General features: G+C 62.2%; 17 protein-coding genes, 1 pseudogene and 1 riboswitch. Of the genes and pseudogenes, 9 read left to right on the top strand and 9 right to left on the bottom strand.

All coding sequences use genetic code 11. The features are described 5' to 3' along the window. The first annotated feature begins 152 nt into the window (after positions 1 to 152). Together xseA and ACH6CX_RS04430 are read left to right on the top strand one after the other, a co-directional pair. Complete coding sequence (gene xseA / locus ACH6CX_RS04435; protein ID WP_237063855.1) at positions 153 to 1514, top strand: exodeoxyribonuclease VII large subunit; 1362 nt, start codon at positions 153 to 155, stop codon at positions 1512 to 1514. A 321-nt stretch (positions 1515 to 1835) separates the two neighbouring features. Next, positions 1836 to 3863 (top strand): annotated as a pseudogene (locus ACH6CX_RS04430) (transporter substrate-binding domain-containing protein); the annotation flags it as partial. Positions 3864 to 4095: 232 nt separating this feature from the next. Here ACH6CX_RS04430 and ACH6CX_RS04425 read toward each other — a convergent pair. The 6 genes from ACH6CX_RS04425 to pdxH all read right to left on the bottom strand — a co-directional run bounded on the left by ACH6CX_RS04425 (position 4096) and on the right by pdxH (position 11976). Continuing rightward, the gene (locus tag ACH6CX_RS04425) at positions 4096 to 5073 is read right to left on the bottom strand and encodes an NAD(P)H-quinone oxidoreductase (RefSeq protein WP_237063856.1); all 978 of its coding nucleotides are present in this window, start codon (positions 5071 to 5073) and stop codon (positions 4096 to 4098) included. Between the two features lie 119 nt (positions 5074 to 5192). After that, positions 5193 to 7445, bottom strand: a complete 2253-nt coding sequence (locus tag ACH6CX_RS04420) for a TonB-dependent receptor (RefSeq protein WP_232941523.1) — start codon at positions 7443 to 7445, stop codon at positions 5193 to 5195. A gap of 434 nt (positions 7446 to 7879) precedes the next feature. Beyond that, entirely contained in the window at positions 7880 to 9187 is a 1308-nt protein-coding gene (locus tag ACH6CX_RS04415; RefSeq protein ID WP_396674951.1) for an RDD family protein, read from the bottom strand. After that, positions 9187 to 10878 carry an Hsp70 family protein gene (locus ACH6CX_RS04410; RefSeq protein ID WP_232941521.1) on the bottom strand — a complete coding sequence of 564 codons (1692 nt, stop codon included), beginning with the start codon at positions 10876 to 10878 and terminating at the stop codon, positions 9187 to 9189. Before ACH6CX_RS04410 ends, ACH6CX_RS04415 begins: the two co-directional genes overlap by 1 nt. A 178-nt stretch (positions 10879 to 11056) precedes the next feature. Further along, entirely contained in the window at positions 11057 to 11275 is a 219-nt protein-coding gene (locus ACH6CX_RS04405) for a cupin domain-containing protein (RefSeq protein WP_232941520.1), read from the bottom strand. Between the two features lie 65 nt (positions 11276 to 11340). Next, positions 11341 to 11976, bottom strand: a complete 636-nt coding sequence (gene pdxH, locus ACH6CX_RS04400; protein ID WP_232941519.1) for a pyridoxamine 5'-phosphate oxidase — start codon at positions 11974 to 11976, stop codon at positions 11341 to 11343. Between the two features lie 365 nt (positions 11977 to 12341). On the opposite strand from pdxH, the gene ACH6CX_RS04395 reads away from it, so the two are divergent. From ACH6CX_RS04395 to sodC, 6 genes are all read left to right on the top strand, one after another. Continuing rightward, positions 12342 to 13946, top strand: a complete 1605-nt coding sequence (locus tag ACH6CX_RS04395; RefSeq protein WP_232941518.1) for a 5-guanidino-2-oxopentanoate decarboxylase — start codon at positions 12342 to 12344, stop codon at positions 13944 to 13946. 61 nt (positions 13947 to 14007) lie between these two features. Further along, positions 14008 to 15441, top strand: a complete 1434-nt coding sequence (locus ACH6CX_RS04390; protein ID WP_237063859.1) for an aldehyde dehydrogenase family protein — start codon at positions 14008 to 14010, stop codon at positions 15439 to 15441. Between the two features lie 66 nt (positions 15442 to 15507). Further along, positions 15508 to 15649: riboswitch (SAM-I-IV-variant riboswitch) on the top strand. A 55-nt stretch (positions 15650 to 15704) separates the two neighbouring features. Next, entirely contained in the window at positions 15705 to 15920 is a 216-nt protein-coding gene (locus tag ACH6CX_RS04385; protein WP_232941516.1) for a hypothetical protein, read from the top strand. 51 nt (positions 15921 to 15971) lie between these two features. Next, positions 15972 to 17171 carry a glycine C-acetyltransferase gene (kbl, locus tag ACH6CX_RS04380; protein ID WP_232941515.1) on the top strand — a complete coding sequence of 400 codons (1200 nt, stop codon included), beginning with the start codon at positions 15972 to 15974 and terminating at the stop codon, positions 17169 to 17171. A 108-nt stretch (positions 17172 to 17279) separates the two neighbouring features. Then, positions 17280 to 18305 carry an L-threonine 3-dehydrogenase gene (gene tdh / locus ACH6CX_RS04375; RefSeq protein WP_232941514.1) on the top strand — a complete coding sequence of 342 codons (1026 nt, stop codon included), beginning with the start codon at positions 17280 to 17282 and terminating at the stop codon, positions 18303 to 18305. Positions 18306 to 18603: 298 nt separating this feature from the next. Next, entirely contained in the window at positions 18604 to 19134 is a 531-nt protein-coding gene (gene sodC, locus ACH6CX_RS04370) for a superoxide dismutase [Cu-Zn] SodC (RefSeq protein WP_396674946.1), read from the top strand. Between the two features lie 42 nt (positions 19135 to 19176). On the opposite strand, the gene ACH6CX_RS04365 is transcribed toward sodC, so the two are convergent. Next, positions 19177 to 19872 carry an alpha/beta fold hydrolase gene (locus tag ACH6CX_RS04365; protein WP_232941512.1) on the bottom strand — a complete coding sequence of 232 codons (696 nt, stop codon included), beginning with the start codon at positions 19870 to 19872 and terminating at the stop codon, positions 19177 to 19179. A 206-nt stretch (positions 19873 to 20078) separates the two neighbouring features. On the opposite strand from ACH6CX_RS04365, the gene ACH6CX_RS04360 reads away from it, so the two are divergent. Then, entirely contained in the window at positions 20079 to 20633 is a 555-nt protein-coding gene (locus ACH6CX_RS04360) for a DUF1439 domain-containing protein (RefSeq protein WP_396674944.1), read from the top strand. Here ACH6CX_RS04360 and ACH6CX_RS04355 read toward each other — a convergent pair. After that, entirely contained in the window at positions 20617 to 21885 is a 1269-nt protein-coding gene (locus tag ACH6CX_RS04355) for a cation:proton antiporter (protein WP_396674942.1), read from the bottom strand. The two genes, ACH6CX_RS04360 and ACH6CX_RS04355, sit on opposite strands and share 17 nt — an antisense overlap. After that, on the bottom strand, positions 21885 to 23429 hold the full coding sequence (locus ACH6CX_RS04350; protein WP_232941509.1) for an FMN-binding glutamate synthase family protein: 1545 nt from the start codon (positions 23427 to 23429) through the stop codon (positions 21885 to 21887). The genes ACH6CX_RS04355 and ACH6CX_RS04350 overlap by 1 nt, the downstream gene beginning before the upstream one ends. Positions 23430 to 23512 lie beyond the last annotated feature (83 nt).

Here is a 23512-nt window from a genome sequence, read left to right as displayed (position 1 = left end):
CAAACCTCGAGATAGCGGGATTGGGTATCGGCGCGATTATAGCGGCAAGATCGCTCACGTCAAAAGACAATTTGCTTTTTTTGGCAAATACCTTTACCTGCCACCAGCTTACTGCAATATTGGCCCGCCCCGAGGACTTTGGCGAGATTTTCATGCTCACAGGCAACCCCCCCACCCCATCCGGCAACCGCCCCAACCGCAGTGTCCTGACAGTCAGCGACCTCAACCGGGAGGTAAAACACCTGCTGGAGAGCAGCATACCGCTGCTGTGGGTCAGTGGTGAGATCTCCAATTTCGCCGCCCCGAGCTCCGGGCACTGGTACTTCACCCTCAAGGATGCCCGCGCCCAGGTGCGCTGCGCCATGTTCCGCGGTCGCAACCGGGCGGTGCGCTTCCGGCCGGAAAACGGGCGCGAGGTCCTGCTGCGGGTGCGGGTCGGCCTCTACGAGGGCCGCGGCGAGTACCAGCTGGTCGTTGAGCATATGGAGGAGGCCGGACTGGGTGCCCTGATGCGCCAGCTGGAGGAACTGAAGGCACGCCTGCAGGCCGAGGGCCTGTTTGCCCCGGAGCGCAAGAAACCCCTGCCCCTCCTGCCCGGGCGTATCGGCATTGTCACTTCCCCTACCGGTGCCGCCGTGCGCGACATGATCCACGTGCTCGGCCGGCGCCACCCGGCGGCGGAGATCGGCTTGTGGCCGGTCCAGGTGCAGGGCCGCGAGGCCGCCGGCCAGATTGCCGATGCTATTGCCCGGGCCGGTCACTCGGGCAGGCACGACCTGCTGATCGTGGGACGCGGCGGCGGCTCCATCGAGGACCTGTGGCCATTCAATGAGGAGATCGTTGCCCGCGCCATCGCCGCCTGCCCGATCCCGGTCATCTCCGCCGTCGGCCACGAGACCGACACCACCGTCTCCGACCTGGTTGCCGACCTGCGCGCCCCAACCCCTTCTGCGGCGGCGGAGATCGCCAGTGCCAATGCAGTGGAGATGTGGCAGGGATTGGTCGCGCTCCGCCAGCGCCTGCTGCGAGCCACGCAGATACAGCTGCGCCACCTGCAACAGCGCGTGGAGGCCACCCGCAATCGCATCCGCCACCCGCGCGAACAACTGCAGAATCGCGCCCAGCGACTGGATCACCTGGAACTGCGCCTGCAGGGCGCAGTGCGCCAGCACCTGCACAACCGGCACCGTGAGTTGCAGCTGGCCTCACGGGCGTTCGCACACTATCACCCTGAGCGTGCGCTGGAGCATCGCCGCCAGCTCACCGACACGGCGGCGGAGCGACTGCGCAAGGCCATGCAGGCCCTGCTGCAAAAGCGCGGGGAGCGACTGGCGCACAGCGGCCAGCTGCTGCACAACGTCAGCCCGCTGGCCGTGCTGCAACGCGGCTACGCCATTGTGCGCGACGAGCAGGGCCAGGTGCAGAAGAGCACCCGCACCCTGTCGCCGGGCCAGCGTGTACACACGCGCCTGGCGGAGGGCGAGTTCACCGCCACTGTCGACGAAATCCTCTGACTCTCCGGCTTCCCCAATTTCCCCCCATGCGCCCGAGCCCGGGCGCCCGCCGGTCGCGGTGAAGGAGACCAGGCCGACCCTACCATTTCCGCCAGTGCAAGCTGCCGGAGCAGAACCATGCCAATGGATACCCCCCAGCCGTGGCTCGATTGGCACATTGGGCCCCGTGGCCCAGTGCCTGTTGATGGTGCCGTTTCCGGGCGCCTGCAACGGGCTGCAGCAGACAACGCAACGGCCCCGCGATCGCAGGGAGCGAGTGGAAAATGTCTCGTGCTGGCTACGACCCTAAACTTGGGCCAGTGAAGTCTATCGGAGTCCGCGATGGTGACTGAGAAGGCTAAATCACAGTGCTCGTTGCGTTACTGGGCCATTCTCCTGGCCGCCCTGTTCGCATGCCTGGCCCTCACCGCTTGCGAGGAGCGCCAGGAGTCCCCCGCCAGGAGCGACCGGGCGGCCCCCATCAGCGAGAGACCCGGGCTGGCACCGGCCGACAGCGGGGCCGCACCGAAACAAAAAAAGGAAACCCGGGAAGCCGAGCGAGTCAACCAGCCGGAGTACATTGAAACCGGCGACCTGCAGGCGCTGAGGAAGCGCGGCATTATCCGTTTTGTCAGCCTCACCGGGGACAACCAGAGCTACCTGCCCCGCAAGGCCATTGTCACCCAGACCCACCGCCAGCTCGCCAACCAGCTGGCCGAGCGAATGAAACTGCAGGCCCGCTGGCTTATTGCGGAGACCCCCCAGCAGGCCATGGAGATGGTCAGTGATGGCCGGGCCGACCTGGCCGTCGATAATTTCACTGACAACGAGGCCAGAAGGGAAATCGTCAGTTTTACCCAACCTCTGGCGCAGGCCTCTGACGTCCTGGTAAGCGGTGTCAACGGGCCGGATATCAGCGACATCAAAAACCTGCGCGGGGCGGAACTGATAGTCCTCGCGGGCAGCACCTACGCCGACCGGGCTTACCAGCTGGCGGAGGAACATCCGGATGCCAATCTCCATGTGCGGGAGGTTTACCTGAACGACGAGCGGGATACGCTGTTTGATATGGTCAGCAAGGTCGACAACGCGGTGACCATCCTGCACAGGACCATTGCCGAGGATACACTGCAGTACCGCGATGACCTGAAGATCGGCGCATCCGTCGGCGAGCCAGAGGATATCGCCTGGGCCATGCGCAAGGACGCCAAGCGCCTGAAAACCCGGGTCAACAATTACCTGACTCGTACGCTGGTCACCGAGATCCCGGAGCGTACCTCCCACTGGTTTGCCATCAAGCAGTCGCGGGTTTTGCGTTTCGCCACCTACAACGGCCCCATCAGTTACTACCTGTGGAAAGGGGTACTGCGGGGATTCGACTATGAAATGGCGAAGGCCTTTGCCGACAAGCACGACCTGCAGCTGAAGATTGTTGTGGTCCCCGATGAAGAGGACCTGGTGGAATGGGTGGCCGATGGCCGGGCTGATATCGCCGGCGCCTCCACAACCATCACCCGGGAGCGTATCGCCAAGGGCGTGGAGTTCAGCGTGCCTTTCCTGGAGACCCCACAGAATGTCATCAGCAATAACAGTCGCCCGCCGATCAAGACACTCGGCGACCTCGCCGGGCGGACCCTGACACTGCGTGCCTACTCGGCCTTTATTGGGACCGCCAGGACCCTGCAGGAAAACGGCATCGATGTGGAGGTCGAGGTAGCTCCACCGGAAATGTCGTTTGCCACCATCCTGAACAAGGTCGCGGAAGGCGAGTTCGATGCAACCATCGAGGACACCTATATTGCCGACATCCAGGCAGCCCTGCGCCCGAACCTGGTAATTGGCCTGCAGGTCAGTGACCCCCTGCCCCAGGGCTGGATGGTCAAGCAGGGCAACAAGGACCTGCTGAAACAGGTTAACCGCTTTATGAAAAAATTTAGTGGCAGCGACGAATACAAAAGAATGTTTGCGGCCTACTTCAAGCCCAATAAAAACCTGGTGCAGAAGATCAGTGCCCGGGTAGTCCCCGGGGAGGACCTGTCACCCTATGACAAGCTGGTAAAAAAATCCGCCCTCGATCACGACTTCGACTGGCGCCTGGTCACCGCGCAGATGTGGCAGGAGAGCAACTTCAACCCCAAGGCCGTTTCCCCGGTCGGGGCCCAGGGCCTGCTGCAGGTGATGCCGCGCACCGGCGAAGATATGGGTTACCCGCCGCCGCTGTTTGAACCGGACCGCAACCTGCAGGCCGGCGTCAAATATATGGAATGGATCCGCAACCGATTCAAGGATCCCCTGCCCACGGATGAGAAGCTGTGGTTTTCCCTCGCCTCCTACAATGCGGGCCTCGGCCATGTGCTGGACGCCCAGAAGCTGGCCGAGGAACTGGGGCTGGATCCGGAAAAGTGGTTTGACAACGTGGAAGTGGCAATGCTCAAGCTGGAGGAGCCACGCTATTTTGAGAAAGCCCGCTACGGTTATGCGCGTGGCTCCGAGCCGGTTGCCTATGTGCGCAAAATCAGCAGGCTTTACAAGGCCTACACGGGCGTGGCTACCGGCGATGTCGCCAGCCGGGGCAGTTCCGGCGGGGCAACCGCGCCGTCATTTACAGCTCCAGCACAATTTTGCCGATATGCTTGCTCGACTCCATCAGGTTGTGTGCCCGGGCCGCATCCTCCAATGCGAAAGTTGCCTCAACCACTGGGCGCACCTTGCCCGCATGGATCAGCGGCCATACCGTTTTTTCCAGGGCACGGGCAATGGCAGCCTTCGTTTCCGCTGAACGGGGCCGCAGGGTGGAGCCGGTGAGGACCAGGCGCTTTGCCGCCACCGGCCACAGGTTGAGCTTCACTTCGGCGCCCTGCAGGAAGGCGATATTGACAATACGGCCGTCGGGCGCTGCCAGGCGAATATTGCGGTTTACATAGTCCCCGCCCACCATATCGAGGATCACATCAGCGCCGTAGCCATCGGTGAGTTCGCGGACGACCTCTACAAAATCTTCCTCGCGGTAATTGATACACCGCTCGGCACCGAGTTTTTCACAGACGTTGCATTTTTCCGCCGAGCCGGCGGTGGCAAAGACGCGCGCGCCCAGGTTGCTGGCAAGCTGGATGGCGGTGGTACCTATGCCCGATGAACCCCCATGCACCAGCAGTACCTCGCCGGCCTGCAGGCCGCCGCGGTCAAACACATTGCTCCAGACGGTAAAAAAAGTCTCGGGCAACGCTGCCGCCTCGGTCATCGACAACGACTCTGGCACCGGCAGGCACTGCCCCGCCGGGGCCACTGCGTATTCAGCATACCCGCCACCGTTGGTGAGTGCACAGACCCGGTCACCCGGCTGCCAGCGCGACACACCACTGCCCACAGCCACCACTTCACCCGCCACCTCCAGGCCCAGGACCGGCGAGGCGCCGGGCGGGGGTGGGTAGAGCCCCTGGCGTTGCGCCACATCGGGCCGGTTGACGCCCGCTGCCACCACCCGGATCAACACCTCGCCCGCGCCGGCTTCCGGCCGCTCCCCTTGCGCCAGCTGCATCACTTCGGGATCACCGGTTTCGGGCAGATCGATATAGCGCATCAGGACCTCTGTCTTCCTTATGTTTCTGGTGGCGATGACGGTAACAACAATACACCGACAAAAAAGCCCGGCAAGGTGCCGGGCTTTCAGTTTATGCCATCCGGGGCGGATGGGTGAAGTTACAGGTCGTAGGTCAACTCCACGCCCATCACACGGCCCTTGTTCAGCGGGGTAAAGCTGGCACCCGGTCCGCCCAGGTTGATGGGCAGCTGGGTATTGTTACCCTCGGTGACCTCGTCGAGCATATTCTTGCCGAAGAATGCCAGGCGGTAGTTACCGCTATCCGGGGTGTAGCCGAAGCTGAAGTCCAGCATATCCGCAGCCGACAGCATGCCCAGGTTATTGTCGGTGTAGGGCGCTTCATCGCGGTGGTTGAAGTTGACTCGCGAGGTCAGCGTGCCGGCAGCCCCCAGGTCCAGGTCGTGGACCAGGCCAATACCGTAGGTCCAGGGTGCCAGGCGCGGAATATCCAGCCCCAGGTCCACATTGTTCACCTGGCCGTCACCACTGATATCGCCGCGGACACTGTCGTAATCACCATCCACGTAACCGACATTGAAGGTAAACAGCAGCGTATCAGTCGCCGCCGCCATCGCCTCCAGTTCGGCACCGCGAATGGTGGCATCAGCAGTATTGCGGATAATCTGCACCACACCCACGACCGGGTTGCTCAGGTTTTCTTCCCGTTGCATCTCATCGATGGTGTTGTGGAACAGGGCCATATTGGTGCGCAGGCGACCATCGAACCACTCGGCCTTGCCGCCGATTTCGAAGCTGGTCTGCTCTTCCTGGTCCGTGGGCCCCGGAAGTTCCCCTGGCCCGGTGTTACGCATGTTGTAACCACCGCTGCGGAATCCCTTGGTCCAGAAGCTGTAAATCTGCGCATCGTCCGACAGGTTCCACTGCAGGCCCACTTTCGGGGTAAAGGCATCCCAGCTTTCCGAATCCTCGAAATCGTAGGCGACACAACCGTCGAGGCTACAGAGATCCACGGGAATGGTTGCGATCTTCGCGTCCTTGTCCTCGGTCGAGTAGCGTCCACCAAGGGTCAGGACCCAGGACTCGTTCAGGTCAACATCCGCCTGGGCAAAGATACCCAGGGCTTCGTGGTCCTGGATACCGCCGCCGGTCCAGTCGAAGCCGCCGGACCCCGGAGGTCCGGAAAGGGGCAGCAGTCGGTTTTCGTAGTACTCCAGGTCCTGGTTGAACCAGTACAGGCCGGTGGTCAGGGAGGTTGCACCGAAACGGCCGGCATAGCGCAGTTCGTTACTCAGCTGGCTCTGGTCGACACGGGTGTTGGCGTGGAAGGCGGTAATCGGCAGGGAGTCGATATCGCCGGTGCCGTTGGCATCGTATTCGCGCCAGGCAAGGATATTGGTGATGGTGCCGTTACCGAACGCCACATCCTGGTTGAACTCGGTGATCACATGGCTCCACTCATCCTCCTGGAAGCCCTCCTCGTTCTGCGCCACTTCAAAGGAGTCATCACTGTTGTCCCAGCCGGATACATCCACGCCGAACAGCGGGTAGAGCGGGAAATTGGTTGCCAGTGCACCCCGGTTTTGCGCCACTACGCCGTCGGAATCCATCTTGCCGTGCTCCATACGCACCAGCAACTCGGCAGTTTCCGAAATATCGACACTGAAGCTCGGGCGGATAAACCAGCTGTCCGAGGCACCGGCACTGTCATTGCCGGTGTAGACATTTTCGAACCAGCCCTGGTCATTGTTGTAGTAGGCGGTAAAGCGGCCGTTGACCGTCTCGGAAATTGCACCATTCACAGTGGCTGCGGCAATGGTGTCCAGGTTGTCGGTGGTGGACAACTTGAACTTGCTGGAAAATTCTTCGGTGGGACGAGCTGTGCGGATCACCACCGCACCACCGGTCACGTTGCGGCCAAACAACAGGCCCTGGGGACCGCGCAGCACCTCGATGCCCTCGAGGTCAAACATATCGGTCACGACGCCCGCGTTCACCCCCATGTACATCCCGTCGACAAAGACACCGACCGTGGGATCGATGGAGGGAATCGAGCTGTTGACACCCAGCCCGCGCACCGTGAAGTTGGCAGTATTCTTGACCGTGCCCACATCATCCAGCTGGACGTTGGGCATTTTAAAAGACAGGCTCTGCAGGTCCTTGGTCTGCAAGGCCTCCAGCTGGTCGCCGGAATAGGCTGTCGCAGCCACCGGCACTTCCTGCAGGCGCTCGGCCTCGGCACGCTTGCGGGCAGTGACCTGGACCTCTTCCATGATGGTGCCTACTGCACCCTCCGCAGCGTGCGCGGACATACCGCTGGCAAACCACAGGGTGGCTACCGAGCATGCGCTAACGAGTGCGGATACATTCCTCGAATTGAACTGACGTCCCATTTTCTCTCTCCATTGCAATACTTATTTTTATCGCCACAACGGATGCACTGCGACCGTACTGCATGCCTCCTTTATTGTTATTGTTCGGAGAACTCGACCAGTGACCGCATATTGTTTTAACCGCACGCCAGGACAACAACGTACGATGACAAAAGCTTACAACCAGTCATTCGGATGAGAAAGCAATTTTGTCCAGAAATCACGGCGATTTAACGCAATAAGTCCTGTCTGCATGGAATGGGAGCTTGCCCGGCTGCAACGGGCCAATCGGGCATCAGGATGGTGAATAACGCCTATTTGCGAGAGCTATGATGAGCGGGGTTTCTGGGCGCTCTTGGTGCACAAGTGGAGCCGTTACGGGCCCTGACCGGACCAACCGGTCAACCCTCTTAACGAGCCAGTTCACCTTTGACTGGTAGGTGGTAATCGGCCGGTTATCCGCCGGCTTCCTCCCGGCTTTTGCGCCAGTTGATTACATAACTGCGGCTGAGGCGGTCGTGCAGGAGATTGCCGTTCAGGAAGCAGTTCACCAGCCAGGCGAGCCAGTACAGGGGCACAGTCAGGGAGAAGCTCAGGACCCGCCAGAGCCCGTGGCCATAGCCCATACGCCGGAACTGCCGGTTGGTGACGCGATAGCCCAGCAGAAACTTGCCGGGTGTAGCCTGCCAGCGGGAACTTTCGGCCAGCCAGGCCAGCACCAGGTAACCCGCGACCGAAACCAGCAACGCCACGCTGCTGGCCTCCCCTTCGCTGGCACCATTCTTGATCAGGACGGCAGAAGTAATAATGCCTAGCGCAACATAGACCAGGAAAACATCCAGCAATACAGCAAAAGCCCGCGCGAGCAGGCTGCCAAAATAATATTCGGGGAAGCGTTCCTCCTCCGGGGTCGCCCGCTCCAGCACCAGCTTGCGCCCGCCCCGCAATCCCCGCTGGGGATCACCGGCCACGGTCTCTTCCCCATCGAGCCGGGGCAGTACCGCGTTCAACAATTCGGCATCAAACTGTTCCTGCAGGCCGGCGGGATCCTCGGACCAGGCGAACAGGGAATCGCAATACCGGAGTACCCCGCTGGCGATTTCGGGTTTGTCCGTATACCACTGCTGCGAGCCGGCAACGGCCACCGAGTACCGGGCAACACGCTGGAAAACCCCCAGGCCCAGGTTCCAGTTATATTCCTCTTCCAGGATAAACGGGCTGTCGGCCAGGAACTGCCAGCTGGCCCTGGCGTTGATGCGCGCGGGATCGGCCAGTACCGCGTCAACCTGCGCGAGCACCCGGTGAAATTCATCGATACGGGCATTGCGCCGCTGTTCCGCTTCCTGTTCGTCAACGGATGGCGACAATCCTGCCGCAGGAACCGGCTCTTCCTGAGCTGATGCCGCTTCAGGCTGCTGATGCGATGCCTGCTGTTCTGTCCCAGCGTGATTCCCTGGCTCGGCAGCGGCCGGCACCGGAGCGGAATTTATTCCGGAACCAGTCGACTCGGCCAGCGGCTCCAGTGGAGCGGAAACTTCAGGCTGCGTTTCCGCAGCCACTTCGCCAGGGCCGCTGCCGTCAGAGGCATCAGTCTGGCTTTGTTCGGCGGCAAGTCTCAGTGCCTGCTTGTAGGCTGCGTGCAGCCGCTGGAACTCGTCGGGTTTTTCGTCCGGGCGGGTTTGCTTGAGCTTTTTGGCATAGGCGCGCTTGATCGTGCGGGTTTCCCCGGTAGGCGCAATTTCCAGTAGCTGCCAGGGATTCATCAGATCCAGTCCTCGCCGTCCAGGCGATCAAGCACCTCCCGCAACTGCAACTGGGCCTTACGGATTTCCGCCGGGTTCTGGGAGTCCAGCACCCGGTCAAATTCCCCCAGTACCCGCGCCAGGTGCTCGCGCTTTTCACCCAGGCTGGACTCATAGAGGCGCTCGCCGCGGGCAATCAGGGCACGGTTCTCCTCGTCCTCCCGGGGATGGAACTTCAGCCCGGCCAGCTTTTGCCGGGAACGCTGGATTTCGTCTTCGGACAGGGCGCCGGGGGCAAACTCGATCAGTTTATTGTGTGTCTTGCCGGTGGAGGTGACGGTGATATCCACCTCCAGCAACCCGTTCATATCGTAGCTGTAGCGGATATCCACGGACTCCTCGCCCTTGCTGGCCCTGGGTACCGGAATCTGCATTTCACCCAGGTAGACATTTTTGTTCACCAGGCGGTTTTCCCCCTGGTAAACCTTCACATTTACCTGGGCCTGGTTGTCATGGGCCGTCCACACGCGTCGCACCACGCTGGTGGGCACCACCGTGTTGCGGTCGATAATCGGCATGAAATAATCGCCCTGGTCCGGGCTGTCCTCGTTAAGCACCCCCGTGCCCAGCGTATACGGGCATACATCGGTAAGCACGATATCCTCGAGGGCCGCGCTGCGGGACTTGAGCCCGGCCTGGATTGCCGCCCCCATCGCCACGACCGTGTCGGGATCCAGGTGGCAGGAGGGCAGTCGCCCGAACATCCTGCCCACCAGGGAGCGGAACTGGGCCATGCGGGTGGAGCCACCCACCAGCACCACCTCGTCGATTTTCTGGGGCGGCAGGTTGGCATCGCGCATGGCGCGCTCGATCGGGCGCTTGGAGCGCAACAGCAACGGCGCGCTCAGTTTCTCGAACCACTCAGCGGTAACAACCCATTCCAGCTTGCCCTTGCCGAGTTCCAGCTCCAGCACCTGCTCCGGCTTCTGGCTGATACGGCGCTTGGCCGTTTCCATCTGCATATACAGGCTCTGCAGCTGCCGGGCCGTCAGGGCCTGTCGGTCGATCCCCTGCTCCGTGAGCACGTTCTCGATCATCGCCTCGACAAAATCCTCACCACCGAGGAAATTGTCACCGGCACTGGCATGCACTTCCATGATGCCGTCGAAGAACTCCAGGATGGAAACATCGAAGGTACCGCCACCCATGTCGAGGATCAGGAAATTCCCCTCCCGCCGATCGTGCAGGCCGTAGGCAATGGCCGCCGCCGTGGGCTCATTGATCAGTCGTTCCACCTTGAGCCCGGCGAGCTCGCCGGCCTGCTTGGTGGCGTGGCGCTGGTTGTCATTAAAGTAGGCCGGCACACTGATGACCGCCTCGGTGACAGGCTCGCCCAGGTAAGCCTCGGCATCCTCTTTCAGGGCCCGCAACACCACGGCGGAAAGTTCGGTGGCACTGAACAGTTGCCGGTCCAGCTTGACCTTGTGATCCGTGCCCATCAACCGCTTGAAGGCGGCAACGGTTCGGTCGCTATGGTTGATCAGGCGCTCCCTCGCTGTCCTGCCCACCACCAGCTCACCGGAATCATCAAAACCCACCACCGAGGGCGTCAACAGATCACCCAGGCGGTTGGGAATCAGTGTCACGCCATCGTCCGTAAGGATGCCGCAGGCGCTGTTGGTGGTGCCCAGGTCAATACCGATTACCGCCATAGATAAATCTTCCGTTTTTATTCTTTCGCTTGTTCAGTCCATCGTCCGCGCCAACCTGGTTCACGGGCGGGCACAGGGGCTAAAGCGTATATTATCGCGTCACTGGTCGCCACCGGGACGGCAACAACCGGAGAGGAGGGGGCCGGAGAGAGACAGCGCGAGAGGCGGGCGGGACGTATCAGCTATTCCTGTAGCCGTAATACCACCTGGCGGTGGTATCCCCAATATTGCGCACTGAATGGCTGGCACCGGCGGGGATATGGATTTCCTCGCCGATCGCGGGCTGCCAGGTGCGCCCGCCGGTTTCCACTTCCAGTTGACCTTCCGCCAGCACCAGTAATTCGTCGACATCGTGGACAAAATCCTCCCAGCGCTGCCCGGGAGGATCCGTCCACAAGTCAAAGGAGTATCCGCGCCGCGCCCAATCATCGCGCAGCGCGCCTACATCAGGCGGCTCGCCGTTCACGGTGACAACCGCTCCACCTGCCAGCTGCCATCATCCTGCAGGCGATAGACAAAGCGATCGTGCAGGCGACTGGCCCGGCCCTGCCAGAATTCCACGGTATCCGGCACCACCCGGTAACCGCCCCAGTAGTCCGGCAACGGCACCTCTTCCGGGTAACGCTCCCTGGCCTCCAGGAACGCGTTCTCCAGCTTGTCGCGGGACTCTACCGGTTCACTCTGGTGGGAGGCCCAGGCTGCCAGTTGGCTGTCCCGCGGGCGGGTATTGAAATAGGCCTCGGCCTCGGGCCGGCCCAGTTGCTCGGCGCGACCGTAAACAATCACCTGGCGATCCAGGGCGTGCCAGGGAAACAGCAGGCACACCTGGGGATTGGCGGCGATATCCTTTGCCTTGTGGCTCTGCAGGTTGGTAAAGAAGGTAAAGCCGTGCTCCCCGTAACCCTTCAGCAATACGATGCGCTGCGATGGCCGGCCGCTGGCATCCACCGTCGCCAGGCTCATGGAGCTGGGATCCTTGAGACCCGCCGGGCTCAGCTCCTGCAACCATTTATCGAACTGCTCTATCGGTGTTTCCCGCAGATCCCCACGGCTCAGGCCGCCACTGACATACTCCCGACGCCACTGATCAATTTCCATCCAGTTTTCTTCCTTTCCCGGTGTGCTTCAAGTAGGGAACCCCCGAACAAGCCCCGGCGTTGCAGCACTTGCAACGGACCTCGCCATTCATTGCGCACTGCTCCGCAGATCTGCACGCTCCAGGGCCTGCAAAGTGGCTGTGAACTTGCCCAGCGGTTCCCCTGCTAGTCTATAACGTCTGCGCCACCTTTTCCCGGCTGCTCCCGATTGCGCGATTTTCCTTCTCGCGCCGGGGCGCAAAGCCCAATTATCCGGTGATTTTCTCCCGCTTTGTGCAGAGTCTGCGGGCGCTTGCGCCCCCCGGTGGGGGCCGCTAGTCTGCTTGCCACTTCATATACCAATCACCAATAAGGAATCGAGCAGATATGTCCTCCGCGCCAACCTGTGCCCAGGTGCTCATGCGCCTGCTGCGTCAATACCAGGTAGAAAAAGTCTTCGGTATCCCCGGTGTCCACACCATCGAATTGTACCGGGGGCTGCCGGGCAGTGACCTGCAACACGTGACCCCGCGCCACGAGCAGGGCGCCGCCTTTATGGCGGACGGCTACGCCCGTGCCACCGGCAGGCCCGGCGTCTGCTTCCTGATCACCGGGCCCGGCCTCACCAATGCCGCCACGGCGATGGCGCAAGCCTATTCCGATTCCATCCCCATGCTGGTGATTTCCGCGGTCAACCGCCGCGAGGACCTGGGCATGGGCCGCGGGCGGCTGCACGAGCTGCCGCGCCAGAGCGATGTGAGCCGGGGCTACTGCATCTGGCAGCACTCGCTTACCGACGCCGGCCAACTCCCCGAGGTCATTGCCCGCGCGTTCCAGGTGATGTCTTCCAGCCGGCCCGGACCGGTGCATATCGAAATTCCCATCGACCTGTTCCCGGCGCCCATGGCCGGCAGCCTGGAGGATTACCGCGCCTGCCCGTCGGCCACTGCACCGGCACCGGGTCCAGATGCCCTGGCGAGTGCCGCAGATCTCCTGGCCGGGGCCGAGCGCCCGGTAATCCTGCTGGGCGGTGGCGCCCAGGCGTGCACCGACAGCGCCACGCGGCTGGCGGAACAGCTGGCGGCGCCGGTTTTCCTGTCGCTCGCCGCCAAGGGCATCGTCGACGAACGCCATCCTCTCTGTGGCGGCGCCAACCTGAGCTTCAACTGTGTACGCGAGCGGGTGGAGAATGCCGATGTCGTCCTCGCCGTGGGCACCGAACTGGCGGAGACCGACCGCAACCTGGTCCGGGAAGACTATGACTTCCGGGGCAAACTGATTCGCGTGGATATCGACCCGGCCCAGCTGGTATGCAACGCCACCCCGGACCTGGCCATCTGCGCCGATGCCGATGCCACCCTGGGCCTGCTTTCTGACCACCTGCCGGAGGGCCAGCAGGACCGCCGCGCGGCTGCGGAACAGGAAGTCGCCCAACTGCTGGCGGCCTGTCGCGATGAGTGGTGGCCCGGTTCCGAGGAGCGCTTTACCTGGGTAGAGGCCCTGCGTGCAGCGCTGCCGGAAGACGGTGTGCTGGTGACCGACTCCACCCAGCTGGCCTACAACACCAACCATGCCCTGCCGCTCTACAGCGCCCGCAGCCATATCACCTGCACTACCGGTTACGGCACCCTGGGTTTCGCCCTGCCCGCGGCCATCGGCGCCCGCCTGGGCGGCGACCGGGACGTGGTTGCACTGATCGGCGACGGCGGCCTGATGTTTACCCTGGGCGAACTCGCGGTAGCCGTCGAGCAGCGGTTGCCCCTGCCGATCCTGGTCTGGAACAATTCCGGCTATGGCGAGATCCGCGACTTCATGGACGCGGCAAAAGTACCGCAGGAAGGCGTCAACCTGGTTACCCCGGACTTCGTCGCCCTGGCAAAATCCTTCGGTGCTGAAGGTTGCCGGATCGAGCAGCCCCGGCAGCTGGGAGAGGCAATAACGCAGGCACTCAAGCGCAATACACCCACACTGATCGAAATCACCGCGCCCTGAGTGCGGCTATTCAAGCAAAACCGCAGTGAGTGCGGACAAGCGATTGCAGAGACATTCAATCATGATCGATTTCAGCAAAATGCATATGGACAAACTGTATCTCAACGGCCAGTGGCAGGCCTCCCGCGGTGGCGACCTGCACCCGGTGATCAACCCGGCCACCGAGGAGGAAATCTGCAAGGTGGTACAGGGTACCACCGAGGACGTCGATATCGCCGTGGCCGCAGCGCGCGAGGCATTCAAGACCTGGCGCAATACCAGCGCCGCCGAGCGCCGCGATTACCTCAACGCGATCGCCGATGCCATGGAAGCACGCAAGGACGACCTGGTGCAGGCGGTATCGCTGGCGCTCGGGTGCCCGCCCCATATCAGTGAATGGCTGCACGTCGAGGGCCCGATTTACTCCATGCGCTATTACGCCGAGCGCACCGCGCTAATGGAAAAGACCGAGAAGGCGGCCCACTCCCTGGTGCTGCGCGAGCCGATCGGCGTATGCGGTTTTATTACCCCGTGGAACTACCCACTGCACCAGTTTGTGGGCAAGGTGGCCCCGGCCCTGGCCGCCGGATGCACCATGATCACCAAGCCCTCGGAGATGACCCCGCTGCAGGACTACGTGATGGCGGAAATCATCGACTCCGTGGGCCTGCCCGCCGGCGTCTTCAACCTGCTGCCGGGTGCCGGCCCGGTGGTTGGCGCTGCGCTATCGGCCCACCCGGATGTCGACATGGTGTCGTTCACCGGTTCCACCCGTGCCGGCATCGAGGTGGCGAAGGCAGCAGCCCCCACCGTCAAACGCGTGACCCAGGAACTGGGCGGCAAGAGCCCACTGATCATCACCCCGGATGCGGACCTGGAAACCGCGGTGCGCTGGGGCTGTGAGGATGTGTTTATCAACACCGGCCAGACCTGCACCGCCCTGACCCGCATGCTGGTGCCCGCCGACCGCTACGAGGAGGCGGTGGAGATCGCGAAACAGGTAGCTGAGGAAACCTCCCTGGGCACCGGTCCGGAGAACTTTATGGGCCCGCTGTCCTCCTCCCGCCAGCGGGAGATCGTGCGTGGCTATATCGAGAAAGGCGTGGCCGAGGGTGCGCGGCTGGTGGCTGGCGGTGCCGAGCAGCCGGAAGGATTCGAACGGGGCTTTTACGTCAAGCCCACGGTATTCGCCGATGTAACCAATGACATGGCCATCGCCCGGGAGGAAATCTTCGGTCCGGTAACCTGCCTGATCCCCTACCGGGATATAGACGAAGCCATCGCCATTGCCAACGATTCCGAGTACGGCCTGTCCAGCGGTGTCTGGGCCAGGGACGCGGAAAGCGCGCTGCCGGTAGTGCGCCGCATCGAGGCCGGCCTGTGCTTCGTCAACGGGGGCGAGTTCAACTACGACGCGCCCTTCGGCGGCTACAAGCGTTCCGGTAACGGGCGCGAATTCGGCGACGCCGGGCTGGATGAGTTTATCGAACTGAAATCCGTGCAGTTACCCGCATAAAGCTCTGCCCGGCCCCTGCCCGGGGGCCGGGCTGTTGACTGGTTATTCCCGCCCCGCTATCTTTGCTCCCGACATCAAGAGAGTGGCTGACGCCAACGCCAACCTGCCGACCGGGGCAAGGTGGTTTTCTCACCGCACTGAAACTGTCACCCGTGACAGTGAGCATGCGAGAGAGATGGGGCTCTGAAGAGCAATCCAACCGGAGACGCGAACCCGATTTCGCCGCTTCCACGTCAGCCCTCCAGTATTTTTATGGAGGGACCATGTCCGAGTTACCGCACAACAGCACTGAAGTCATCGAGATCGAGATTGCCAACCAGCGCAACCGCACCGCTGTACGCGCCCTGCGACGGGCCGACCGCCAGCTGCTGTGGCAACTACTGTTCGACACCGCGGAAGAGGCACTACAATTCGCCACCCATTGCCGCGCCAGCAGCGCCCCTGTCACGGCCCACAAGGCCTGCGAACTGGCCGGTTAACAGCTAGACTAAGCGCCAAAAGCGCCAGTTTGAGGAGCTAACAAGAACACCATGTCCAAGCCAGAGCAATTCTTCCAGCACCTGCGTGACGAGCTCAAGCAGATCGAGGCGGACGGCCTGTACAAGCGCGAGCGCATCATCACCTCGCAGCAGGCGGCGCAGATCCAGGTGAACAACGAGGCCGAGGTACTCAACTTCTGCGCCAACAACTACCTGGGCCTGGCCAACCACCCGGACCTGATCGAGGCCGCCAAAGAGGGCCTGGACCAGTATGGCTTCGGCGTGGCATCGGTGCGCTTTATCTGTGGCACCCAGGACATCCACAAGGCGCTCGAATCGCGCCTGTCCGAATTCCTGCGCACCGAGGACACCATCCTCTATACCTCCTGCTTCGACGCCAACGGCGGCCTGTTCGAGACACTACTGGGGCCCGAGGATGCAATCATCTCGGACGCCCTGAACCATGCCTCCATCATCGACGGCGTGCGCCTGTGCAAGGCCATGCGCTACCGCTATGCCAACAACGACATGGCGGACCTGGAATCAAAGCTGAAAGAGGCCGATGCGGCCGGCGCACGCACCAAGCTGATCGCCACCGACGGTGTCTTCTCCATGGACGGCGTAATCGCCGACCTGAAGGCCTTGTGCGACCTGGCAGACAAATACAACGCGCTGGTAATGGTGGATGACTCCCACGCGGTGGGCTTCCTCGGCGAGCACGGGCGCGGCACCCACGAGTACTGCGACGTGATCGACCGGGTGGATATCATCACCGGCACCCTGGGCAAGGCCCTCGGCGGCGCCTCCGGCGGCTTTACCTCCGGGCGCAAGGAAGTCATCGACATCCTGCGCCAGCGCTCGCGCCCCTACCTGTTCTCCAACTCGGTAGCGCCGTCCATCGTGACCGCGTCCCTGAAAGTACTGGACATGCTGATGGAGGGCGGCGAGCTGCGGGAAAAACTGCGTGAAAACTCCGCCTACTTCCGCGAGCGCATGACCGCAGCCGGCTTTACCCTGGCTGGCGCCGACCACCCGATCATCCCGGTGATGATCGGCGATGCCGCCCTGGCCCAGCAGATGGCGGACAAGATGCTGGAACGCGGTATCTATGTGATCGGCTTCTTCTACCCGGTCGTGCCCAAGGGCCAGGCCCGGATCCGCACCCAGATGTCCGCCGCCCACACGCGCGAGCAGCTCGACCGCTGCATCGATGCCTTCGTGGAAGTGGGCCGCGAACTCAATATCATTTAAAACTGTTTACGATCGCGGCCATGGGCCGCTCCTGCGGTGCACTGACCTGCTGCACCCGATGCTGGAGCGGCCCATGGCCGCCGTCCATGCATATTCTGGCACTGAACAATGAAAGCACTTTCCAAACTGAAATCTGAACCGGGCATCTGGCTCACCGAAGAGGAAGTCCCGGAGCCGGGCCACAATGACCTGCTGATCCGGATCCGCAAGACCGCGATCTGCGGCACCGACATGCATATTTACAACTGGGATGAATGGTCCCAGAAGACCATCCCCGTGCCCATGGTGGTGGGACACGAGTACGTGGGTGAAGTAGTCGGCATGGGCCAGGAGGTCGCCGGCTTCGAGATCGGCGACCGGGTCTCCGGCGAGGGGCATATCACCTGCGGTCACTGCCGCAACTGCCGCGCCGGCCGTCGCCACCTGTGCCGCAATACCTATGGCGTGGGCGTGGACCGCCAGGGCGCATTCGCCGAATACCTGGTGATCCCGGCCCTGAACGCCTTCAAGATCCCCGATAACATTTCCGACGAACTGGCCTCCATCTTCGATCCGTTTGGCAACGCCGTGCACACCGCCCTGTCGTTCGACCTGGTGGGCGAGGACGTGCTGATCACCGGCGCCGGCCCCATTGGTATTATGGCGGCGGCAGTGGCCCGGCACGTGGGTGCGCGCCATGTGGTTATCACCGACATCAACGATTATCGCCTGGAGCTGGCCGGCAAGATGGGTGCGACCCGCACCGTCAACGTCAGCCGGGAAAAACTCACCGATGTCATGAACGAGCTGGGCATGAGCGAGGGCTTTGACGTGGGCCTGGAGATGTCCGGTGTGGCAGTTGCATTCCGCGATATGCTCGAGGCCATGAACCACGGCGGCAAGATCGCCATGCTCGGCATCCCCCCCGGTGAAATGGCGATCGACTGGAGCCAGGTAATCTTCAAGGGATTGATCCTGAAGGGTATCTACGGACGCGAGATGTTCGAGACCTGGTACAAGATGGCCAGCCTGATCCAGTCCGGCCTGGACCTGAGCCCGATCATCACCCACCAGTTCCCCGTGGACGAGTTCCAGCAGGGCTTCGATACCATGGGTTCTGGCGAGTCCGGCAAGGTTATCCTGGACTGGCAGTAAGCTTTGCCGCAGCCGGGCCGCTACCCCGCGGCCCGGCTCTCTCCCGTGGCCGCCCTCTTCCCACTGTCTCGTACTGCCCCTCGCACCGCGCCCGCTTATCCGCCCACCACTTTCCCGGTGTAACCTTCACCGCCAACATTGCCCCCGGCATGATCCGACCGAGCAGTTCTGTCGAATCGGTTCTAGACTCTGGTGACAGGACCCTGGCACTGAATTTCACGCCAATGCATTTTGCGGCATTGCCGGGACTACCGGAACCGCAATCCCGGGAATACGGGAGCACACACAGGAGAGAACCATGAAACTGAGCTGTCGTTGTCTGTTGGGCGCCGCTGCGCTGTCGCTTGCGGCTTTCGCGCACGCCGACGTGGTTATTGAAATGCACGCCGTAACCAAGGATGGCGTGGGCAAGCCGGTGGGCAAGGTGGTCGCCACCCAGTCCAAATATGGCGTGGTCTTCACGCCAATGCTCGAGAACCTCCCGGCCCGGGGCACGCTGCACGGATTCCATGTGCACCAGAACCCCAGCTGCGAACCGGCCGAGAAAGACGGCAAGATGGTGCCCGCCCTGTCCGCAGGCGGCCACTTCGACCCGAAGCAAACCAACCGCCACAGCTTCCCCTGGGGCACCGGCCACCTGGGTGACCTGCCGGCACTGTTTGTGGGCGCCGACGGCAAGGCCACCAGCCCGGTACTGGCGCCACGCCTGAAGCTTTCAGACCTCAAGGGCCGCGCACTGATGATCCACGCCGGCGGTGACAATTACTCCGACGAGCCCAAAGCCCTGGGCGGCGGCGGTGCCCGCGTCGCCTGTGGTGTTTTCCAGTAACCGGAGCGCCGGGCCGCTTCACGGGGCCCGGCGCACAGGCCCCTAGCGAATCAGGGCCACCTGGCGTTCATAGGTGTACTCCTGCAGGCCGAAATGCCCGTAGGGATAGGTGTAACTTGCCCGCTCCCCGGCAATCCGGCTGGAGTGGACGCCGCCCACGGTACATACACCGGTTGCACAGACAATCTGGTCGGACCAGCTCTTGATGGAATACACACGGCTGGCGATGGCCCTGCCATAAAGCCAGTCCAGGAAAGGACTGGATACCGACAGTCCATAAGTGCCGCAGGTGCTGTTGTACACATTGAAGGGATAGGTACCGCAACTCCACAGGCCCCGGTAGGCGCCCGCCACCCCCACGAAAGCATCGACACCGGCCTGGACGCCCAGCTCGATTACCTGCTGTGCTGCCAGGGTCACTCCCATGGAATGGCCAATGATGTCGACCCTGCCGGTGCAGGAGCTGTCCAGCGCGGACTCGATGGCATTGCGCACCGGGGTCTCCTCGGAACCACTGTGATTGTTACAGGCCGCACAGGACTTGGAACCCCAGTCCGGGCGGAAAATCTGCGTGGCGGCGTATCCCTGCTGTCGCAATTCCTGGTAGGTATTATCCCAGTCCTGTGGCGAACCCGTATTGCCGTGCACAAGCACCACATTGTCCACGCAGGCTGCTGCAACCCTGCCCGTAAAGAGCAGCAGTGGAATGCAGGCCAGCAATAATTTTACCTTGGTCATTATCGTTTTCTCTCTCGCTGGGGCAGCCCGATAAGACCTCTATCGGTACAGCCGTGGTTTGAAGCAGTACCCGACAATGTTCCCCACTGGTGTACAAGAGGAACCGGGCCCTCGCTGCTACAATTCTGGGCGTCGGCAGCTGCAACGGAACCCGACCAAGGTCGTACTTTGTCGCGATACACCTCTGCAATTTCAGGAATTCCCGCATGACTCGCGTTCTTGTTTCCCTGGGAATCGCCCTGCTGCTACTCATCGCGGCGGGATACATCTATTTTTCCGGCAAGGAAGTGGAATTGCGGATCAGCGAGGCGCAGATTCTGGAGACACTGGAAAGCAACCTGCCGCTTACCCGCACTTACCTGGTGATTTTTGACCTGACGCTGGATAACCCTCGAATCGCCCTGAATGCCGAAACCGGCAGGGTCAACGCAGGGCTCGATATCACGCTCGACATCAAGTCCCGGGAGGGAAGTAAAGGCTATCGCGGGGCCGCGGATGTGTCCGGGGTGCCGTCATTCGTAGCGGAAAACGGGGAGTTCTACCTTCAGCAGATAGTCGTGGAAAACCTGGAAATCGAGGGCATGGACGACAAGCAACTGGCACGGGCCCGCAACGCCGTACAGGTGGCACTGACCGAGTACTACCGCAACCATCCCATCTACCGCCTGAAAGACAACAGTGCTCGCCAGCGGCTGGCGCGCATGGCCCTGAAGGACGTCAATATCGAGGGCAATGAGCTGGTGGTTACCCTCGGGCTCTAGGTGGCACCACCTCTGCCGCCGACATCTTGCGGATCAGGAAACTGCTGGTGGTGCCCTGTAGCAGCAGTGAAAACAGCACCACCCCGAAAACCATCGACTGCACCGTGTACCAGTAGGGCAGGTTGGTGGGCAGGGACAACACCAGCGCCAGGGCAATGACGCCGCGTAGCCCACCCCAGCTCAGCAGCACTCGCCAGGGCTTGGGAATCGGGGGCCCCACAAAGCCGCTCAAAGGTGCCACCAGGAAGATCGCCAGAGCCCGCGCACCCACCGCCGCGGCGATTGCGATCAGCATCGACAGCCAGTGGCTGGCAAACATGCCCGGGGTGATTACCAGCCCCATAATCACGAAGATGAGTGCGCTGAACAGCAGCGCCAGCCACTCCCAGGTGGGACCCGCATCGGACAGGTAGGTCTCTTCCTGTTCACGCAGGCATGTGCGCGCAACGATGGCGCAGACCATCACCGCCAGGATCCCTGACACGTGGACCACATGCTCCGCCAGGTAAAAGGTACCGAAGGCGGAAAGTACCAGGGTGACAAGTGCCGCGCCGGCAGAGCGCAGGAACAGCACCACAATCGCGGTTACCAGCCCGCACAGCAATCCCAGCGCCAGGCCACCAAAAAAAATCACCGCAAAATACAACGCGACCGTACCCGCACCGGCAAGTGGCTCGCCGGTTGCCGTCGCGCCCTCCATGACACTGTGGGAGGCCACCCCGAGGACCAGCGAGAACAGCACGATGGCGGCGGCGTCGTTGAACAGGCTCTCGCCTTCCACCAGCGTCAACAATTCCTCGTCCGCACCGGACTGGCGCAGGCGGTTGATTACAGCGACCGGGTCGGTCGCGGCCAGGATGGCGCCGGTCAGGAAAGCCGCGATCCAGGGAAAACCGGGGTGGTCGATCCCGTAGTAGAGGAGCAGGCCGACCAGCACGGCTGTGATCACTGCGCCCAGGGTGGCGAGCAGCAGGATTGGGCCAATCCAGCGTTTCAGCAGCGATGGCTCGATACGCCAGGCCGCCTCGAAAATCAGCACCGGCAGTATGACGAAGAACACCAGCTGGTGCAGGTTGTCCGCGCGGATACCGGTATCGAAATCAATCACCGGCAACAGCATCCCGGCCAACACCCCGGCCACCAGGCAACCGAGTGTGTTATCCGTGCGCAGCACCCGCGCCAGCCCCAGGCCCACCACCGCGGCCACCGCCATATACAGTCCCTGCCCCACCAGGGTGGTTACGCCGTCCACTATTCCACCCCCCGGTCGCTGGCAATTACCGACTTGGGCTTGACCGCCGGCACCAGCTCGCTGAGGGGTACCGCCACGCCACGTTCGTTGATCACCTCCACATGGTGGCGGCGCAACTGGCGCGGCTCCGCCACACCGCAGGAGTGGGCGATATAGCCCACTTCATAGGCCATATTGCGCGCGTAGTTATAGACCCGCTCCGCCTTGTCCACCGGATCCAGTCCCTGCTGCAGGTCCGGGTTGTGGGTGGTTACCCCTGTCGGGCAGGTGTTCTTGTTGCACTGCATCGCCTGGATACAGCCCAGTGAGAACATAAAGCCGCGCCCGCAGTTGACGAAATCCGCCCCCATCGCCAGGGCCCAGGCCACCATGGACGGAGTCAGTAACTTGCCGGCACAGATCACCTTGATGCGATCGCGCAACCCGTACTGGTCCAGCAGGTCCACCACCAGTGGCAGGCTGCGGTTCAGCGGCAGCCCCATATAATCCATCAGGCTCTGCGGCGCCGCGCCGCTGCCGCCATCGGCGCTGTCGACGGTAATAAAATCCGGCGCGCTTTCCGGGCCGCGCCGCTGGATCGCCTCGCACATCTGGTGCAGCCAGTCACTGGTACCGATCACGCACTTGAACCCGGTGGGCTTGCCGCTCACCTCGCGAATATGCACCAGCATATCCAGCAGGCCGTCCACGTCCCCGAACTCCGGGTGCGCATTGGGACTGATGGAGTCCTGCCCCTCGGGAATACCACGGATGTGCGCGATCTCCGCGGTGACCTTGATCCCCGGGAGGATACCGCCCTTGCCAGGCTTGGCACCCTGGGACAGCTTCAGCTCGAACATGCGCACCTGCTCGTGGGCAGCCACAGCTGCCAGTTTCTCGTCTGACAGGCAGCCCTCGGCATCGCGCACGCCGTATTTTGCCGTGCCGATCTGGAAGACCACGTCACAACCGCCTTCCAGGTGTTCCGGCGCCAGGCCACCCTCGCCGGTGTTGAGCCAGATTCCCGCCCTGGCCGCACCGTGGGACAGCGCCCTCACCGCAGGTACCGACAGGGCACCAAAGCTCATGCCGGAGATATTGAAGAAGGAACTGGTGGTGTAAGGCTGGGCGGCGTAGCCCTCCCCCACTGTCACCGGCGTCGGGGGCACGGCGTCTTTTTCCAGAGTGGGAAAGGGATGGTTCAGGAACAGGACATCACCGGGCTGGTTCAGCGGCCGGGTCGAACCAAACGCCAGGGTGGAGTCCACGTTCTTGGCCGCGCGGTAGACCCAGCTGCGCTGGGCGCGATTGAAGGGCAGCTCCTCCCGGTCCAGGGCAAAGAAATACTGGCGAAAGAATTCGCCCAGGTGCTCAAACTTGTACCGCAGGTGCCCGATTACCGGGTAATTGCGCCGGATGGCATGCTTGGTCTGGCTGACATCGGACAGGTAGACGTAGATGACATAGAGCAGCAGGACCACCAGTGCGAACGCGAACAACAGCGCAAAAACCTGTAAAACCTGCACCACAAAGGCGCGGATAGCATCGACTACGTCTAGATCCATGGCCCACTTCCGGTTGTGACTGTCTTGCGCTTCATTGTATGCCTTGCGGGTCACACTTGCATGTACCTGCCCGCCCGCCATAA

It is taken from the genome of Microbulbifer sp. JSM ZJ756 (assembly GCF_044383805.1).
GTDB classification, from domain to species: Bacteria; Pseudomonadota; Gammaproteobacteria; order Pseudomonadales; family Cellvibrionaceae; genus Microbulbifer; species Microbulbifer zhoushanensis.
Note: the sequence above shows the minus strand (reverse complement) of the source record. Positions and strands in the feature narration are given on the sequence as shown.